Genomic DNA, 16,704 nt, shown 5'->3' on the forward strand with positions numbered 1-16,704 from the left:
TCGACGGCGGGTTACGATTGATCATAAAATGCCCGGCGTTGCCGGGCATTTTTTTACGCGACGATCGGCGGGTTTAGCCGAACCAGCCGCCGAACAGGCTGTGCAGCTTCAGCATAATAAAGTCGATGATGCGGCCGAAAAAGCCAGCCTCCGGCACATCCTCTAGCACCACCAGCGGACGCTGCTCAATGGTTTTGCCGTTAAGCTGAAAATCGATGGTGCCCACCGCCTGCCCCTTCTTCAGCGGCGCCTCCAGCTGCGACTGCGTCAGCGTATAGCTGGCCTTCAGATCCTTCATCTGCCCACGGGGAATGGTGACCGCGGCGCTCTTGTCCACGCCCAGCGGCACCTCGCTGCGCTCGCCGTACCACACTTTCTGGGTGGTAAAGGGCTGACCTACCTTGATCGGAGTAACGGTTTCATAGAAACGAAATCCCCAGGTCAGCAGCTTTTTGCTTTCGTCGAAGCGTATCCGATCGGTTGGCGCACCTAACACCACCGAAATCAGCCGCATCGGACCATCCGTCGCCGATGCAACCAGGTTATGCCCGGCGCCGCCGGTAAACCCCGTCTTCACCCCGTCCACGTTCAGGCTGCTGTCCCACAGCAGACGGTTGCGGTTGATCTGACGGATCTTATTAAAGGTAAACTCCTTTTCTTTATTCAGCTGATACTCATCCGGCACATCGGCGATCAGGCGCTGGCTGATCAGCGCCATATCCCGCGCCGAGCTGTACTGGCCCTCGGAATCCAGGCCATGTACGGTGCGGAAGTGGGTATTCTTCAGCCCCCAGGCGCCAACGTACTGGTTCATCAGATTAACAAACGCGTCCTGGCTGCCGGCCACGTGATCTGCCAGCGCGATGCTGGCGTCATTGCCGGACTGAATAACCACCCCGCGGTTCAGCTCCGCAACCGGAACCCGATCGCCGGGCTTGAGAAACATCAGCGAGGAGCCGCGCAGCAGCGGGTTCCCGGTCGCCCAGGCATCCTTACCGACCACCACCATATCGCCAGGCGCAATCTTGCCGCTCTTCAGCGCCTGGCCGATAACATAGCTCGCCATGATTTTGGTCAGGCTGGCGGGATCCAGACGCTCGTCGGCGTTCCCCTCCGTCAGCACCCGGCCGCTATCATAGTCCAGCAGGATATAGGCTTTGGCATTGATCTGCGGCGGCGCCGGATCGGCGGCTAGCAGCGGTAAGGCAACCAAAGACAGGCTCGCACCCAGCGTTAGCCTGCGGATAAAAACGGTAAGCGCACGATTCTTCATGATAAGACCAGAGTATCCATTCATATGATCAAACAATATGCCATTGCCCCGGGCAACGCACCTGACGCGACCCGGCCTGCAGCTGCTGACCATCGGCAGGGCCGCGGGCGTCACCGTCACCGCGGCGGCTAAGCAGACCGAGAAGTAATGTATTAATTTTATGACATTCCTTGGGATTATTAGCGTAATCCCAGGGATTTTTTCAGCATCACGACACTTCTTGACGCATGATTGTGGCCGGGGGCACACTTTTCCGCCGCCGCCGCGCCCGCTCCCCCGCCATCCACTCCGCGACGCTGTGCCATAACGTCCATTATCAGCCCCATAAAAGCGGTTAACTGAGCGATTCTGCATAATTGTAGAGCGTTTCGGCACAGCATCCCCGCACCAACTCCAGTAACCTGTATCCATCATCACACAGGAGAAATATCATGAGTAAAACCACCTTTTCTCTGGCGGCCCTCGCGCTGCTCTCTTTACCGGTGCACGCCCAGAGCTTCACCCTGAGCAGCCCGGAGATCCAGAACGGTAAACAGCTGAGCCACCATCAGCTCTTCGCCGGCTTTGGCTGCGAAGGCGGCAACCGCTCGCCGGCCCTGAGCTGGTCCGGCGCCCCGGCGGGCACCAAGAGCTTCGCTATCACTGCCTATGATCCCGATGCACCGACCGGCAGCGGCTGGTGGCACTGGACGATCGTTAACATCCCCGCCAACGTCCACCAGCTGGAGGCCGGCGCGGGAGCACAAGACAGCACCACCCTGCCCACCGGGGCGGTTCAGGGGCGTAATGACTTTGGCTATGCCGGCTTCGGCGGCGCCTGTCCGCCTCCGGGGGACAAACCGCACCGCTACCAATTTACCGTCTGGGCGCTGAAAACCGACAAGCTGCCGATCGATAATGCTTCCAGCGGTGCCCTGGTTGGCTTTATGCTGAACGCCAACAAACTGGCCACCGCTCAGCTGGTGCCGGTATACGGTCACTGAGTTTTGGAGACAGCAGCAGATGCACGATCCCGTCACGCCCACGCCGACGGTACAGCAGATCAGCGCCCGCCAGAGCCACCAGCTGCGGCGGGTCACCCTGTTCAGCCCGGCGCTATGCCGAGTGCGGCAGGGCAGCAAGACCATCCAATGGGGTGAGCGCTGCGAAGTGGCGGGGGGCGATTCGCTGGTGCTGTTCCCCGGCGGTAGCGAAGTGAGCATGGCCAACCAGACCGGCGCGGGCTACTATCGTGCCGAAATGCTCTATCTGCCCGCGGCGCTGCTGCGTCAGTTTCGAAAACACTATCCACAGGCGGCGCCCTCCGACGAGGCGGCCGCCTCGCTGGCGTTGCCCATGACGCCGACGCTGACGCTGCTGTGGGACGCCGTGATGGATGCGCTGCGGGCGCCGCTGGCGCCGCCGCTGCTTAACCATCTGGCCGAAAGCCTGCTGCTGGCGCTGCAGCCCAGCGGCCATACCGCACTGCTGCTGAACGAACGCCACGATCGTCTCACGGAGCAGATCCAGCAGCTGCTGCTGTTAGATCCCGCCTATGCCTGGCAGGCGACCGACGTCGCCCAGCGCCTGCATATGGCCGAGTCCACCCTGCGCCGCCGCCTGAGCGCCGAAGGCAAAAGCTTTCGCGATATTCTGGACGATGTGCGCCTTGGCCAGGCGCTGCTGGCGCTGCAGTCGGGGAACGCCCCCATCGGCGATATCGCCAGCCAGAGCGGCTATGCCAGCCCATCGCGCTTTACCGCCCGCTTTGTGCGCCGCTATGGCCTCACCCCCAGCGCCCTGCGCCAAGCCATGCGCCAGTGAGGTTACGATTAACTTCGTGTTATCAAATAGAATAACCGCTGAAAAGACGGTATCGCCAAACACAGATACCCAGGGGCGAGATCGCTATTGAACAAAATCACTTCTCTGGGTGCGCAAAAAATAATCGTATGATAAAATCGTGGATTCTATATGATACAAAATGTATCATATAGAATTAAATTTGAACGACACAACACCAGATGAAAGTATTTATTATAAATTTAAAAAGAGATCTTCAGAAAAAGCACGAAATAATAAGTGAGTGCAGCAGATTAAATATTAATCATGAGATTGTCGAGGCTGTCTCAGGTATCGATCTCAGCGCTGCTGAGGTAGACCGTTTAATTGATAAAGATGCGCAAATATATTTAACAAAAGGTGAGATAGGTTGTTCCCTTAGCCACCTGCGCATATATCAAAAAATCATATCAGAAGCGCTCCCATACGCCTTAATCCTCGAAGATGATGCCATCTTACATGACGACCTCAATGAGGTCATTCAGGCCATCGAAAACGTTATAGATAAAGAAAGCAGCCATGCATACCTGCTGTATAAGACGGGCTGCGTGTACGGAAACCAAAGAATAAAACTATCTGAAAAATATAGCCTTTATGAATCAAATGTCCCAACATGTACACATGGCTATGTGGTTACCAACAAAACCGCACGTCTCCTTACAGCGATAAATACCCCAGTACGCTTCGAGGCAGATGCCTGGCGTAACTTTTATTTTGAAAAAAACATTCGCCCCTACTCACTGAATATTAATTTAATTGACTCACGAGATCAGTCCAAAGAGAACTCGACAATAGAAGAGGAGCGACTGTCTCGCACGCCAATACAGATCACATTAAGAGAAAGTCTTGATCGAAAAAATTCGTTAGTGAAATTTTATCACAAGATCTGCCGGCGGCCATTTCTAAAAAAAATGAGGCAGAATAATAATATTATATAAGCAGCGTCGCTGAGATCGGCCGTCCGATTAGTCTCCTCTCTTTTTCAGTCGTCAGCGAGCGTCCCGATAAACGCATCGGCGGGGCTCGCGACTATCCGGCGTCAGTCGGCTATCGCCCCCTAGAATTGACGTCGCCGATGCGGTGACTGGCCACCCGAATATCACAGGCTACCGCGCGCTACGTCTGGCTATCCGGTGTTATCGTCCCCAATATCACGCGAGAGCCATCTCGATACCGCGCGGTGGGTGGGCCTAGCCCGCCGCCGAGAGGCGCTACTTCTCGCTCTCCACATGCGGCGTGAAACGCGCGGTGAAGCCAGAAAGGCGCACGCCGCGCCACCAGGATAAATAGCGGTACAATTTCAGCCCAGAGCGCTGTAAAATCCCTGCCCTATCATAACCAGACACGATGAATTTTTACGCTATGAGCAATCAATCCCGCCAACCGACAATCGGTTTTGTCTCCCTCGGCTGCCCAAAAAACCTGGTCGACTCCGAACGCATCCTGACCGAGCTGCGCACCGAAGGCTACCTGGTGGTACCAACCTATGAAGACGCCGATCTGGTGATCGTTAACACCTGCGGCTTTATCGACAGCGCGGTACAGGAGTCTCTGGAGGCCATCGGCGAGGCGCTGCATGAGAATGGAAAGGTCATCGTGACTGGCTGCCTGGGTGCCAAAGAGAACCAGATCCGGGAAGTCCACCCCAAGGTGCTGGAGATCTCTGGGCCGCACAGCTATGAGCAGGTGCTGCACCACGTACACAAATACGTGGCCAAGCCGCAGCACAACCCTTTCACCAGCCTAGTGCCGGAGCAGGGCGTCAAGCTAACGCCCAAGCATTTCGCCTATCTGAAAATCTCCGAAGGCTGTAATCATCGCTGCGCATTCTGCATTATCCCCTCTCTGCGCGGCGATCTGGAAAGCCGGCCAATCGGCGCTGTGCTAGACGAAGCCAAGCGCCTGGCCGACTCCGGCGTCCGGGAGCTGCTGGTCATCTCGCAGGATACCTCTGCCTACGGCGCAGATATCCAGCATCGCACCGGCTTTTGGAACGGTCAGCCGGTCAAAACCAGCATGCTCAGCCTGTGCGAACAGCTGGCGACGCTGGGGATCTGGATCCGTCTGCACTATGTTTACCCCTATCCGCACGTGGATGACGTTATCCCGCTGATGGCGCAGGGCAAACTGCTGCCCTATCTGGATATTCCGCTGCAGCACGCCAGCCCGCGCATTCTGAAGCTGATGAAGCGCCCCGGCGCCGTTGAGCGTACCCTGGAGCGGATCAAACGCTGGCGCGAGATCTGTCCGCAGCTGACCCTGCGTTCGACCTTTATCGTCGGCTTCCCCGGCGAGACGGAAGAGGACTTTCAGATGCTGCTGGACTTCCTGCGCGAGGCACGCCTGGATCGCGTCGGCTGCTTCCAGTACAGCCCGGTTGAAAGCGCCGCCGCCAACGAACTGCCCGACCAGGTGCCAGACGAGATCAAGCAGGCGCGCTTCGATCGCTTTATGCAGCTGCAGCAGCAGATCTCCGCAGAGCGCCTGCAGGAAAAAGTGGGGCTGACGCTGCCGGTGATCATCGATGAGGTTGACGAGGAAGGCGCCATTGGCCGTAGCATGGCCGATGCGCCGGAGATCGACGGCGTGGTGTACCTAAACGGTGAGCGTGGGGTCAAACCGGGCGATATCGTCAGCGTTACCATTGAAAACGCCGACGAATACGATATGTGGGGCACTCTGGCCTGATGAGGCATCAGCGCGTCGCTCTGCGCGGCGCGCTTTCCTACGGATAGCGTATCGTAACGCTACTCAGTGGACTGAATAATAAAGAAAATAATCGATATTTAATAAAAACAATCGGTTTATTATCCCCTCCGATCCAATACCCGATTTATACCGATTATCCCCCGTCATCCTCGCCGCTTAATGCCCTCTTTTTTACCTGCCGATACAAAAAAACACCAGCGGTAAAATGTGATCATCGCGACGCCTCTCCGGCTAATCGCAGGGCATGATCGTAGGATCAGAATAGCGGTAAACAAAGCCCAGCTCATGGCTGATGCGGGATCCGTCTACCGCTTTGCCCTGCGTCGCATCGTCATCGGAGCGAAACGCCGGCGGCGTCAGGCCGAGCGCACGCGCCAGCGGCGGGTAAAAGAGCCGGCGAGCCGGATGCTGCGGCGCACACAGATTATAAACGTGGCCGCCCTGAGGCTGCGCCAGCAGCAGCATGATCGCGGCGATGGCATCCTCGCGGTGCAGCAGATTGACCCCCAGATTACCGCCCGGCAGATCGGTTTTACCGGCCAGAAAGCGCCCCGGATGGCGCCCTTCCCCTACCAGTCCGGCCAGCCGCAGCACATCGACCGAAGTATTGGGCAGATCGTGCAGCCAGCGCTCCAGATCGGCCAACGCCTGGCCGGCCAAGGTGTTGGGCTGCAGCGGGGAGTCCTCGTTGACCTCGCCGCGCGCGTCGCCGTAAACCGACGTCGAACTCAAAAAGATAATCCGCGCTACGCCGTACGCCAGCGCGCTGTCGACCAGCTGGCGCACCGACTGACGGTAGCCTATCCCCTCATCGTTCCCACAGCTGGCCGGCAGGGTGATCACCAGGGCATCCACGCTCAGCAGCTGCGCCAGATCCTCGTCATCGCACTCCAGCTGCGGCGCCAACCTCAGTGGATAGCACGCCACCCCGCTCATCTGCGCCGCCTCTACACCGTCCGGCGTCGTTTTACTGCCGACCACCCGATAGCCACGCGCCATCAGCGACAGCGCCAGCGGCATCCCCAGCCAGCCCAATCCTACAATGGCTACACTTTTCATACCCTATCCTCATCTTATTCCCAGGCGCGCCAGGCCGCCGGGCGATATCTTACCGCAGTCGTACCCCATCAGGGTACACGAGGGCCAACATGGCTGCCAGCGGTACGCCGCGCCGATAGCAGGCACCGCCAGACGCGATTCCATAAGGCCAGGCTGCAGCCGACGCCGACGCCGAGATCAGCGTCATCACGGACACCCGCGCGGCGCCAACCCCCTTAACCGCGGGAGATAAAATAGCGATATCGCCGCGTCAGCGACCCGGCCGCCGCGCTCTCTCACTCAGAGAAACCCGCGGGTTCTCAGTGGCACGCCTCTGATGAGCGCTAGCGCAGGATCACCGGGATTTCACGCCTAACGGGGCGCCGTGGCGTACGTCATTCTCTTTTTATTATCCGTTCTCACCATTCCATTATACGAGAATAAATCACGCAGATTCATTCTTACTCGCAATACACTCATCGATAAAAATAGGCTTATTCCCATAGCGGGAGAAATACGGCGATATCAAAAGAGTGACCATGGGATAACAAAAGGACAACACCTCATATACCGACCGCATAAAAAAAGAGCGCACAGATCATGCTACTGAGATGAAATGACACATCACAGAGGGTACGCATCGTCGTTATACGGCATGACGAACGTCTATCTTAGGCAATTTTCATACCATAAGAATTTTCTCAATAAAAATATTCCGCGGAGATAAAAATTGAATTAAAAAAGAAAAACATGATGTAGTTAAAATAAATAATGTAAAGAGAGTGCAAGAATCAACTCAATTCAATCAATAGGAGTTCCCCATGAAACTAAAGTCAGTTTCAGTTTTGATTTCCAGCCTGATTGCCGCAGCATTTACCATCAACAGTGATGCTTGCACTACAATTTTAGTCGGCGCGGGTGCCACCAGCGATGGCTCTAGGATTATTGCCCGTACCGAGGATCATGACCCCACGCTATCGAAAGTGATGCTAAAGCATCAGGCTAAAGAAAATAGCAGCGATACCTTCCATGCCAATGAAAATAAATTCACCTATTCTGTTCCAAAAAAAGCTTTTTCCTATACTTCATTCTCCAATGGCAAAGAGGGAAAACAGCCCGACCAGATGACCTGGGGGGCCGCTGGATTTAACCAAAAAGGCGTGGGAATGACGGCGACAGAGACGATCTTCGCCAGCGCCGAAGCTCTCAAACATGACCCCTATCTGCCCGAGACGGGCATTACCGAAGACAGCATTACCGACGTAATCTTGCCCTACGTCTCCTCCGCACGCGAAGGCGCCGCTCGCCTGGGTAAAATTATTGAAGAGAAAGGCGCCGGCGAAGGCTTTGGCGTCGCCTTCGTCGACCAGCACGACATCTGGTATCTGGAAACCGGCAGCGGCCATCAGTGGTTGGCCACCCGCCTGCCGAAGGATGACTATTATGTCACCGGTAACCAAGGGCGCCTGCAGACCTATAAGCCGGACGACAGCGCCAACTATATGGCATCGCCCACGCTGATCAGCGCCGCCGAAAAATATGGCCTTTACGATCCTAAGCGCGACGGCGACTTTAATTTTGAAAAAGCCTATACGCTGCATAATGAGAAGAATGACCCCTACTACAACTATCCGCGGGTATATGCGTTGCAGCATCTCTATACGCCAGATATCAAGACCTCGCTAGCGGAGCCACAACATTTCCCCGTTTTTGCTAAACCAGAGGCTAAACTTGATATCGATGCGGTAAAACAGGGGCTGCGAAATACCTATGAGAACATCGAGCGCAAGCCCTATACACAAACCCCCGATTACCGTCTACGCCCGGTGTCATTATTTCGTACCCAGCAGGCACATATTTTACAAGCGCGCGATGGTTTACCGCAGGGTATTGCCGATGTGGAATATTTAGCCTACGGCATGCCCAGTATTTCTATTTTTATTCCGGTTTACGCCAATAGTATCCACCAATTCCCGCAGGCCTACCGTACGGTAACCAGTGGAAAAGCGGATTCGGTCTCTGCCCAGTGGCAGTTCCGGAAACTGCAAACGCTGGTGATGATGGACTATTACAAATATGCGCCGGTGGTACAGAAGGCCTATAAGCAGCAGGAGGCCACCTTCAGCGTCATGCAGCGTGATATGGAAAAAGCCTATCTGGCCACCTACCAGAAAGATCCGGCCAAGGCTCAGCAGCTGGTGCAACAGTTCGAGGATCGCGTTTTTAGCGATGCGCTCAGCACCACTCAAACCCTGACCAATCAAATCTTTACCCAGCTGACCCAGGACGTCAACACCAAGTATAAGTTTGCCGGCGCCTGATCCCCCCGCGACGATGGGCAAACCACGCCCATCGTCAATCGAACAAAAAAAGCGCTTGCCATACGCCGTACTCTTGGTTTAGGTTAAAAATCACTGAGCGCATATTGCGCAGCGTATACAAGCGATACCGAACCACGGACAACAATCATGCTCACTCGCGTACTGTTTAACCACCATCATCACCATCATCCTGACTAGCGCTTTCAGGCGGATGTGTGCTGGAAGACGGTCAACGGATCTTCCAGTGGCGGCAGACGCAAGATGTGAAAAAGCCCTCGGAAGATCTTCTTCCGAGGGCTTTTTTGTTGTTCATCATTCACGGGCGCCGCGGCGCCGGCTGGGGAATACAGGGGTAACCACCATGTTGGACAAAACACGTTTACGCATTGCCATGCAAAAATCGGGTCGCCTGAGCGAAGACTCGCAGGCGCTGCTGGCTCGCTGCGGGATCAAAATTAATCTGCATCAGCAGCGGCTGATCGCCTTTGCCGAAAATATGCCTATCGACATCCTGCGGGTGCGCGATGACGATATTCCCGGCCTCGTGATGGACGGCGTGGTTGACCTGGGCATCATCGGTGAGAACGTGCTGGAAGAGGAGTTGCTCGCCCGGCGCGCCCAAGGCGAAGATCCGCGCTATACCCTGCTACGACGCCTCGACTTCGGCGCCTGCCGCCTCTCCCTGGCCATGCCCATCGATGCCCCCTATGACGGCGCCCGCGGCCTGCAGGACTGCCGCATCGCCACCTCTTATCCTCACCTGCTCAAACGCTATCTGGATGGGCAGGGCGTCCGCTTCAAATCCTGTCTGCTCAACGGCTCGGTCGAGGTTGCCCCGCGCGCCGGACTGGCCGATGCCATCTGCGATCTGGTCTCTACCGGCGCCACCCTTGAGGCTAACGGGCTGCGCGAGGTCGAGGTTATCTACCGCTCCAAGGCCTGCCTGATTCAACGCGACGGCGAGATGCCCCCCGCCAAGCAGGCGCTGATCGAACGCCTGATGACCCGGATTCAGGGGGTCATCCAGGCGCGGGAGTCCAAATACATCATGCTGCACGCGCCGAGCGATCGTCTGGAGGAGATAATGGCGCTGCTGCCGGGGGCCGAGCGCCCGACCCTGCTGCCGCTGGCCGGCGACAAGCGCCGTGTCGCCATGCACATGGTCAGCAGCGAGACCCTGTTCTGGGAAACCATGGAGCAGCTCAAGGCCCTGGGGGCCAGCTCGATTCTGGTGCTGCCGATTGAAAAGATGATGGAGTAACGCCATGACCCGCTTTGATACGCTTATCCAATGGGACGACTGTAGCCCCGAACAGCAGCAGCGCCTGCTACAGCGCCCGGCGATCGCCAGCGCCGCGCAAATCAGCGCAAGCGTTGAGACGATCATCGCCCAGGTTCGCCGCGACGGCGATGCGGCGCTGCATCGCCTCAGCCAACGCTTTGACCGGGAGGCCCCCGCCATCCTGCGCGTATCACGCCAGACCCGCGACGCCGCCGGCGACAGCCTGCCCGACGCACTGACCCGCGCCATGCGCCAGGCGGCCGAGAATATTGAGGCCTTTCATTACGCTCAGCGCCCGGCCCCGGTCGACGTCGAAACCCAGCCCGGCGTCAGCTGCCGCCAGGTCACCCGCGCGCTGGACTCCGTCGGGCTGTATATTCCCGGCGGCAGCGCACCGCTGCTCTCCACGGTGCTGATGCTGGGGATCCCGGCCCGAGTGGCGCAGTGCCGCAGGGTGATCCTCTGCTCGCCGCCGCCGATCGACCCGGCGATCCTCTACGCCGCACGCCTGTGCGGCATCGACGAAATCTTTCAGGTCGGCGGCGCGCAGGCGATCGCCGCCATGGCCTTCGGGACCGAATCCGTTCCCCGCGTCGACAAAATCTTTGGCCCAGGAAACGCCTATGTCACCGAGGCCAAAAGACAGGTTAGCCAAAGCCCTCAGGGCGCCGCTATCGATATGCCCGCCGGCCCCTCCGAGGTGCTGGTGATCGCCGATGCCAAGGCCAACCCGGACTTTATCGCCGCCGATCTGCTCTCCCAGGCGGAGCATGGCCCCGACTCACAGGTGATCCTGCTGACGCCCGATGCCCCGCTGGCTCGCCGGGTCGCCGAGCGGGTCGAGGCGCAGCTTGCCGCCCTGCCGCGCGCCGACATCGCCCGCCAGGCGCTGGCGCAGAGCCGCCTGATCGTCACCCGTTCGCTGGCGCAGTGCATCGAGATCAGCAACCGCTATGGGCCGGAGCACCTCATCATCCAAACCCGCGACGCCGAGACGTGGCTCGATGCCATCACCAGCGCCGGCTCCGTGTTTCTGGGCGACTGGTCGCCCGAGTCCGCCGGGGACTATGCCTCTGGCACCAATCACGTGCTGCCGACCTACGGCTACACCGCCACCCACTCCAGCCTGGGCCTGGCGGATTTCCAGAAACGCATGACCGTCCAACGCCTCAGCCCCGCCGGTCTGCTGACGCTGGCCCCGACGGTTGAGGCCATGGCACAGGCCGAGTGCCTTGACGCCCACGCCAACGCCGTCCGTCTGCGGGTCGCCGCCATCCGGGAGAGCCAATCATGAAGCCGATCACCGCACTGGCGCGGGAAAACATCCAGCGCCTAACCCCCTACCAGTCCGCCCGCCGCCTCGGCGGCAGCGGCGACGTCTGGCTCAATGCCAACGAGTACCCGCAGCCGGTCAGCTACCCGCTGCGCAGCGAGGCCTTTAACCGCTACCCGGAGTGCCAGCCCGCCGAGCTTATCGCCAACTACGCCGCCTATGCCGGCGTCACGGCGCAGCAGGTGCTGGTCAGCCGCGGCGCCGATGAGGGCATCGAGCTGCTGATCCGCACCTTTTGCGAACCGGGGCGCGACGCCATGCTCTACTGTCCCCCCACCTACGGCATGTACGCCGTCAGCGCGGAGACCAGCGACGTCGAACGGCGCTGCGTCGCACTGCGCGCCGACTGGCAGCTGGACGTGCCGGCCATCGCCGCCGCCCTCGACGGCGTCAAGCTGGTGTTTGTCTGCAGCCCCAACAACCCGACCGGCAACCTGCTCAATCCCGACGATCTGCGCACGCTGCTTACGCTGACCGCCGGACGGGCGCTGGTCGTCGTCGATGAGGCCTACATTGAGTTTGCCCCCGACGCCAGCGTGGTCTCCTGGCTCGCCGACTACCCCCATCTGGTCGTGCTGCGCACCCTCTCGAAGGCCTTTGCCCTGGCCGGGCTGCGCTGCGGCTTCACGCTGGCCAGCGCCGAGGTGATCGCTCTGCTGCAGAAAACCATCGCCCCTTATCCTTTGGCATCACCGGTCGCCGACATCGCCGCCCAGGCGACCTCGCCCGCCGGGATCGCCGCTATGCGGACGCGGGTTGCCTACGTCATTGAACAGCGCCAGGCGCTGATCGCACAGTTATTGCGCTGCGACTGCATTCAAGAGGTCTATCCTTCACAGGGGAACTATCTAATCTTTCGCAGCGACCGCGCCGGGCCGATCTTTCAGGCCCTGTGGCAGCAGGGCATCATCCTGCGCGATCAGCGTCGTCAGCCCTCGCTGAGCGACTGCCTGCGCATCACCATCGGCAGCGCCGCGGAGCATGAGCGGGTTCTCGCGGTACTGCGCCGTTTTAGCCAGGAAGGAGAGGCGTAAATGAAGAAATATCTGTTTATCGACCGCGACGGCACCCTGATCGCCGAGCCGCCGCAGGACTTTCAGGTAGACCGTCTGGACAAGCTGGCGCTGATGCCCGGGGTCATTCCGGCGCTGCTGCGGCTACAGCAGGCCGGCTATCATCTGGTGATGGTCAGTAATCAGGACGGACTGGGCAGCGAACGCTTTCCGCAGGCCGACTTCGATGCGCCGCACAATCTACTGATGCAGATACTGACCTCGCAGGGCATCCTCTTTGAGCGGGTGCTGATCTGCCCACACCTACCGCAGGAGGGCTGCCGCTGCCGCAAACCCGCCACCGGACTGGTCGACGACTATCTGCAGCCCGGCGTGCTGGATACGGCCAACGCGTGGGTGATAGGCGACCGCGACAGCGATCTGCAGCTGGCGCACAACATGGGTATCCACGGGCTGCGCTACGCCGCCGAGCCGTGCGATGGTAGCAGCCTAGACTGGCCGCAGATCGCCGAACGCCTGACCCGCCGCGATCGTCATGCCCAGGTGGAGCGCGTCACCCGTGAGACCGCGCTTCTGGCGGAGGTGTGGCTGGATCGCCAGGGCGAGAGCCACATCCGTACCGGTATCGGCTTCTTTGACCATATGCTGGATCAGATAGCCACCCACGCCGGCCTGCGCCTGCATATAGAGGCGAAGGGCGATCTGCATATCGATGACCATCACACCGTCGAAGACACCGCGCTGGCGCTCGGCGAAGCCCTGCGCATCGCGCTGGGAGACAAGCGCGGCATCGCTCGCTTTGGCTTTGTCCTGCCGATGGACGAGTGCCTGGCCCGCTGTGCCCTGGATATCTCGGGCCGCCCCTACCTCTCCTTCAAGGCCGAATTCAGCCACCAGCGCGTCGGAGATCTCAGCACCGAAATGGTCGAACACTTCTTCCACTCCCTCGCCTACGCGATGGGGGTGACCCTGCACCTGAAAACCAAAGGCAAGAACGACCACCACCGCGTAGAGAGCCTGTTTAAGGCCTTTGGCCGCACCCTGCGTCAGGCGATCCGTATCGAAGACGACCGCTTACCCAGCTCAAAAGGAGTGTTGTGATGGCCACAGCGTGCAACGTGGTGATTCTGGATACCGGCTGCGCCAACCTGGCCTCGGTGCGCTATGCCCTGGAGCGCCTGGGCTGCCGTCCGACCGTCAGCCGCGATGCGCGGGCGGTGCTGGCGGCTGACAAGCTGCTGCTGCCCGGCGTCGGCAACGCCGCCGCGGCCATGGAGCAGCTGCGCCAGCGCGATCTTATCGATCTGATCAGGGCCTGTACCCAGCCGGTGCTCGGCATCTGTCTGGGAATGCAGCTGCTGGCCAGCCGCAGCGCCGAAGGGGATGTCCCCTGCCTCCGTCTGGTCGACACCCCGGTCGAACGGATGACCGATACCGGCCTGCCGCTGCCGCACACCGGCTGGAATCAGGTTACCTCTCTGGCCGGGAATCCCCTGTTTCGCGGTATTCCCGACGGCAGCTACTTCTATTTTGTACACAGCTACGCCTATCCCCTGTGCGCCGACACCCTGGCACAGTGCGACTACGGCTATACCTTTAGCGCCGCGGTGCGCCGCGATAACTTCTACGGCGTGCAGTTTCACCCCGAACGCTCCGGCAAGGCCGGCGCCCGCCTGCTGAAAAACTTTCTGGAGATGCCGTCATGATCATTCCGGCACTGGACTTTATCGACGGCAGCGTCGTTCGCCTGCATCAGGGGGACTATGGCCGCCAGCGCGACTATGACGGCGATGCGCTGACGCGGCTGCTGGAGTATCAGCGTCAGGGCGCAGAGCAGCTGCACCTGGTCGACCTGAGCGGCGCGCGCGATCCCGCCCGTCGTCAGCTCCCCATGCTGACCCGCCTGCTGCGCGCGCTGAGCGTTCCGGTACAGGTCGGCGGCGGCGTACGCAGCGCAGAGGACGTGGCCACGCTGCTCGACGCCGGTGCGACGCGGGTGGTGGTCGGCTCAACGGCGATCCGCCAGCCGCAGGAGGTCGCCCGCTGGTTTACGCGCTTCGGCGCCGATCGCCTGGTACTGGCGCTGGACGTGCGCATCGCCGCCAACGGCGATAAGCGCGTGGCCGTCAGCGGCTGGCAAGAGGACTCCGACGTGACCCTGGAGCAGACGGTAGTGCATTTTCTGCCGCTGGGACTGCGGCACGTACTGTGTACCGATATCGCCTGCGACGGCACCCTGGGCGGCGCCAACGTGGCGCTGTACCGCCAGATCTGCTCGCGCTATCCGCAGATCGCATTTCAATCCTCCGGCGGTATCGGCGCGCTGCATGACATCGCCGCCCTGCGCGGCAGCGGCGTGCAGGGCGTCATCGTCGGCCGCGCCCTGCTGGAAGGTAAATTCAGCGTGAAGGAGGCCATCGCATGCTGGCAAAACGCATAATTCCCTGTCTGGACGTTCGCGACGGCCAGGTCGTCAAAGGCGTTCAGTTTCGCAATCACGAGATCATCGGCGACATCGTTCCGCTGGCCCAGCGCTACGCCGATGAGGGCGCCGATGAACTGGTGTTCTATGACATTACCGCCTCCGCCGACGGTCGCGTGGTCGACAAAAGCTGGGTGGCTCGGGTCGCCGCGGCGATCGATATTCCCTTCTGCGTCGCCGGCGGGATCCGCAGCGTCGAGGAGGCCGGGCTGCTTCTGAGCTACGGCGCGGACAAGATCTCCATTAACTCGCCGGCGCTGGCCGATCCGGCGCTGATCACCCGTCTGGCGGATCGCTTCGGCGTGCAGTGCGTGGTGGTCGGTATCGATACCTGGCACGACGCCGCCAGCGACAGCGACCGCGTCTACCAATTCACCGGCGATGAGGCGCGCACCCGCGCCACCGCCTGGCAGACGGCGGACTGGGTGCAGGAGGTGCAGCGGCGCGGCGCCGGGGAGATCGTGCTGAACATGATGAACCAGGACGGCGTGCGCAGCGGCTACGATCTGCGCCAGCTAGAGCAGATCCGCGCCGTCTGCCACGTCCCGCTGATCGCCTCCGGCGGCGCCGGTGCCCCCGAACACTTTCTGGCGGCCTTCAGCCAGGCCGACGTGGACGGCGCGCTGGCGGCCTCGGTCTTTCATAAACAGATTATTCAAATCGGTGAACTCAAGCGCTATCTGGCGCTCAACGGTGTGGAGATTCGACTGTGCTAACTCAAGGTTTTCTTTCGCAACAGCAAAAAGAGCGTCTGGACTGGAACAAAGTGGACGGCATGATGCCGGCGATCGTGCAGCACGCCGGCTCCGGCGATGTCCTGATGCTGGGCTATATGACGCCAGAGGCGCTGGATCATACCGAGCGCTGCGGTAAGGTCACCTTCTATTCCCGTACCAAGCAGCGGCTGTGGACCAAGGGCGAAAGCTCCGGTCACACCCTGAACGTGGTCAGCATGACCCCGGACTGCGACCGCGATACGCTGCTGATTCTGGCCGATCCCCAGGGGCCGACCTGCCATCTCGGCAGCGACAGCTGCTTTGCCCCGGCCCGCGCGCAGTGGCCGTTTCTGTATCACCTGGAGCAACTGCTGGCCGCCCGCAAAACGGCCGATCCACAAAGCTCGTATACCGCTCGGCTGTACGCCAGCGGGACCAAGCGTATCGCCCAGAAGGTCGGCGAAGAGGGCGTAGAAACGGCGCTGGCGGCCGCCGTGCATGACCGCGATGAGCTGATCAACGAGTCTGCCGATCTGCTCTACCATCTGCTCGTGCTGTTACAGGATCAGCAGCTGTCGCTGGGCGATGTCATCGACTGTCTACAAACCCGCCACCGCCAGGCTTGACCCGGCCGCCGCCGCCTGCCAACGCGGCGGCGCCTTCCCCCTTCCCCGCCCTGCCGGGGTAGCCAAAGTGTGACCAGCCTGTAGCGTCGG

16 protein-coding genes and 1 other annotated feature are annotated in these 16,704 nt (G+C 60.1%); of the genes, 14 read left to right on the plus strand and 2 right to left on the minus strand.

Annotated features, from left to right (window positions below; all coding sequences use genetic code 11):
* Nucleotides 1-73: 73 nt before the first annotated feature.
* Nucleotides 74-1,273: a serine hydrolase gene (locus L1P05_RS10815; protein ID WP_015683407.1), complete on the minus strand. Its 1,200-nt coding sequence runs from the start codon at nucleotides 1,271-1,273 to the stop codon at nucleotides 74-76.
* Between the two features lie 431 nt (nucleotides 1,274-1,704).
* Here L1P05_RS10815 and L1P05_RS10820 point away from each other — a divergent pair, with 431 nt between their 5' ends.
* From L1P05_RS10820 to rimO, 4 genes are all read left to right on the plus strand, one after another.
* Complete coding sequence (locus L1P05_RS10820) at nucleotides 1,705-2,256, plus strand: kinase inhibitor (RefSeq protein ID WP_012849097.1); 552 nt, start codon at nucleotides 1,705-1,707, stop codon at nucleotides 2,254-2,256.
* A 19-nt stretch (nucleotides 2,257-2,275) separates the two neighbouring features.
* On the plus strand, nucleotides 2,276-3,076 hold the full coding sequence (locus L1P05_RS10825) for a helix-turn-helix transcriptional regulator (protein ID WP_012849098.1): 801 nt from the start codon (nucleotides 2,276-2,278) through the stop codon (nucleotides 3,074-3,076).
* 200 nt (nucleotides 3,077-3,276) lie between these two features.
* On the plus strand, nucleotides 3,277-4,032 hold the full coding sequence (locus L1P05_RS10830) for a glycosyltransferase family 25 protein (RefSeq protein ID WP_012849099.1): 756 nt from the start codon (nucleotides 3,277-3,279) through the stop codon (nucleotides 4,030-4,032).
* 424 nt (nucleotides 4,033-4,456) lie between these two features.
* Entirely contained in the window at nucleotides 4,457-5,782 is a 1,326-nt protein-coding gene (gene rimO / locus L1P05_RS10835; protein WP_012849100.1) for a 30S ribosomal protein S12 methylthiotransferase RimO, read from the plus strand.
* A 252-nt stretch (nucleotides 5,783-6,034) separates the two neighbouring features.
* Here rimO and L1P05_RS10840 read toward each other — a convergent pair whose 3' ends face one another.
* A complete protein-coding gene (locus L1P05_RS10840) occupies nucleotides 6,035-6,862 on the minus strand; it encodes an SDR family oxidoreductase (RefSeq protein WP_012849101.1) in 828 nt (275 codons plus the stop codon).
* An 800-nt stretch (nucleotides 6,863-7,662) separates the two neighbouring features.
* On the opposite strand from L1P05_RS10840, the gene L1P05_RS10845 reads away from it, so the two are divergent.
* The 10 genes from L1P05_RS10845 to hisIE all read left to right on the plus strand — a co-directional run bounded on the left by L1P05_RS10845 (nucleotide 7,663) and on the right by hisIE (nucleotide 16,614).
* On the plus strand, nucleotides 7,663-9,162 hold the full coding sequence (locus L1P05_RS10845) for a C69 family dipeptidase (protein ID WP_012849103.1): 1,500 nt from the start codon (nucleotides 7,663-7,665) through the stop codon (nucleotides 9,160-9,162).
* A gap of 147 nt (nucleotides 9,163-9,309) precedes the next feature.
* A complete protein-coding gene (gene hisL / locus L1P05_RS10850) occupies nucleotides 9,310-9,360 on the plus strand; it encodes a his operon leader peptide (RefSeq protein ID WP_109579738.1) in 51 nt (16 codons plus the stop codon).
* Nucleotides 9,336-9,468: a sequence feature (His leader region), on the plus strand. Its footprint overlaps the gene before it by 25 nt.
* 55 nt (nucleotides 9,469-9,523) lie before the next feature.
* The gene (gene hisG / locus L1P05_RS10855; protein ID WP_012849105.1) at nucleotides 9,524-10,423 is read left to right on the plus strand and encodes an ATP phosphoribosyltransferase; all 900 of its coding nucleotides are present in this window, start codon (nucleotides 9,524-9,526) and stop codon (nucleotides 10,421-10,423) included.
* A 4-nt stretch (nucleotides 10,424-10,427) separates the two neighbouring features.
* On the plus strand, nucleotides 10,428-11,738 hold the full coding sequence (gene hisD, locus L1P05_RS10860; RefSeq protein WP_012849106.1) for a histidinol dehydrogenase: 1,311 nt from the start codon (nucleotides 10,428-10,430) through the stop codon (nucleotides 11,736-11,738).
* Complete coding sequence (gene hisC, locus L1P05_RS10865) at nucleotides 11,735-12,811, plus strand: histidinol-phosphate transaminase (RefSeq protein ID WP_012849107.1); 1,077 nt, start codon at nucleotides 11,735-11,737, stop codon at nucleotides 12,809-12,811. The genes hisD and hisC overlap by 4 nt, the downstream gene beginning before the upstream one ends.
* Nucleotides 12,812-13,891 carry a bifunctional histidinol-phosphatase/imidazoleglycerol-phosphate dehydratase HisB gene (hisB, locus tag L1P05_RS10870; protein ID WP_012849108.1) on the plus strand — a complete coding sequence of 360 codons (1,080 nt, stop codon included), beginning with the start codon at nucleotides 12,812-12,814 and terminating at the stop codon, nucleotides 13,889-13,891.
* Nucleotides 13,891-14,496 (plus strand): imidazole glycerol phosphate synthase subunit HisH, encoded by a 606-nt coding sequence (gene hisH, locus L1P05_RS10875; protein WP_012849109.1) that lies wholly within the window; start codon nucleotides 13,891-13,893, stop codon nucleotides 14,494-14,496. Before hisB ends, hisH begins: the two co-directional genes overlap by 1 nt.
* Nucleotides 14,493-15,230: a 1-(5-phosphoribosyl)-5-[(5-phosphoribosylamino)methylideneamino]imidazole-4-carboxamide isomerase gene (gene hisA, locus L1P05_RS10880; RefSeq protein ID WP_012849110.1), complete on the plus strand. Its 738-nt coding sequence runs from the start codon at nucleotides 14,493-14,495 to the stop codon at nucleotides 15,228-15,230. The genes hisH and hisA overlap by 4 nt, the downstream gene beginning before the upstream one ends.
* Entirely contained in the window at nucleotides 15,212-15,988 is a 777-nt protein-coding gene (gene hisF, locus L1P05_RS10885; RefSeq protein ID WP_012849111.1) for an imidazole glycerol phosphate synthase subunit HisF, read from the plus strand. The genes hisA and hisF overlap by 19 nt, the downstream gene beginning before the upstream one ends.
* Entirely contained in the window at nucleotides 15,982-16,614 is a 633-nt protein-coding gene (gene hisIE, locus L1P05_RS10890; RefSeq protein WP_012849112.1) for a bifunctional phosphoribosyl-AMP cyclohydrolase/phosphoribosyl-ATP diphosphatase HisIE, read from the plus strand. Before hisF ends, hisIE begins: the two co-directional genes overlap by 7 nt.
* Nucleotides 16,615-16,704: the final 90 nt, after the last annotated feature.

It is taken from the genome of Edwardsiella piscicida (genome assembly GCF_021733145.1).
Classification (GTDB): Bacteria; Pseudomonadota; Gammaproteobacteria; order Enterobacterales; family Enterobacteriaceae; genus Edwardsiella; species Edwardsiella piscicida.

What these genes read in the sequence shown, in the direction of transcription:
- L1P05_RS10815 (WP_015683407.1), bottom strand. Translation starts at nt 1,273, where the DNA reads ATGAAGAATCGTGCGCTTACCGTTTTTATCCGCAGGCTAACGCTGGGT.
- L1P05_RS10820 (WP_012849097.1), top strand. Translation starts at nt 1,705, where the DNA reads ATGAGTAAAACCACCTTTTCTCTGGCGGCCCTCGCGCTGCTCTCTTTA.
- L1P05_RS10825 (WP_012849098.1), top strand. Translation starts at nt 2,276, where the DNA reads ATGCACGATCCCGTCACGCCCACGCCGACGGTACAGCAGATCAGCGCC.
- L1P05_RS10830 (WP_012849099.1), top strand. Translation starts at nt 3,277, where the DNA reads ATGAAAGTATTTATTATAAATTTAAAAAGAGATCTTCAGAAAAAGCAC.
- rimO (WP_012849100.1), top strand. Translation starts at nt 4,457, where the DNA reads ATGAGCAATCAATCCCGCCAACCGACAATCGGTTTTGTCTCCCTCGGC.
- L1P05_RS10840 (WP_012849101.1), bottom strand. Translation starts at nt 6,862, where the DNA reads ATGAAAAGTGTAGCCATTGTAGGATTGGGCTGGCTGGGGATGCCGCTG.
- L1P05_RS10845 (WP_012849103.1), top strand. Translation starts at nt 7,663, where the DNA reads ATGAAACTAAAGTCAGTTTCAGTTTTGATTTCCAGCCTGATTGCCGCA.
- hisG (WP_012849105.1), top strand. Translation starts at nt 9,524, where the DNA reads ATGTTGGACAAAACACGTTTACGCATTGCCATGCAAAAATCGGGTCGC.
- hisD (WP_012849106.1), top strand. Translation starts at nt 10,428, where the DNA reads ATGACCCGCTTTGATACGCTTATCCAATGGGACGACTGTAGCCCCGAA.
- hisC (WP_012849107.1), top strand. Translation starts at nt 11,735, where the DNA reads ATGAAGCCGATCACCGCACTGGCGCGGGAAAACATCCAGCGCCTAACC.
- hisB (WP_012849108.1), top strand. Translation starts at nt 12,812, where the DNA reads ATGAAGAAATATCTGTTTATCGACCGCGACGGCACCCTGATCGCCGAG.
- hisH (WP_012849109.1), top strand. Translation starts at nt 13,891, where the DNA reads ATGGCCACAGCGTGCAACGTGGTGATTCTGGATACCGGCTGCGCCAAC.
- hisA (WP_012849110.1), top strand. Translation starts at nt 14,493, where the DNA reads ATGATCATTCCGGCACTGGACTTTATCGACGGCAGCGTCGTTCGCCTG.
- hisF (WP_012849111.1), top strand. Translation starts at nt 15,212, where the DNA reads ATGCTGGCAAAACGCATAATTCCCTGTCTGGACGTTCGCGACGGCCAG.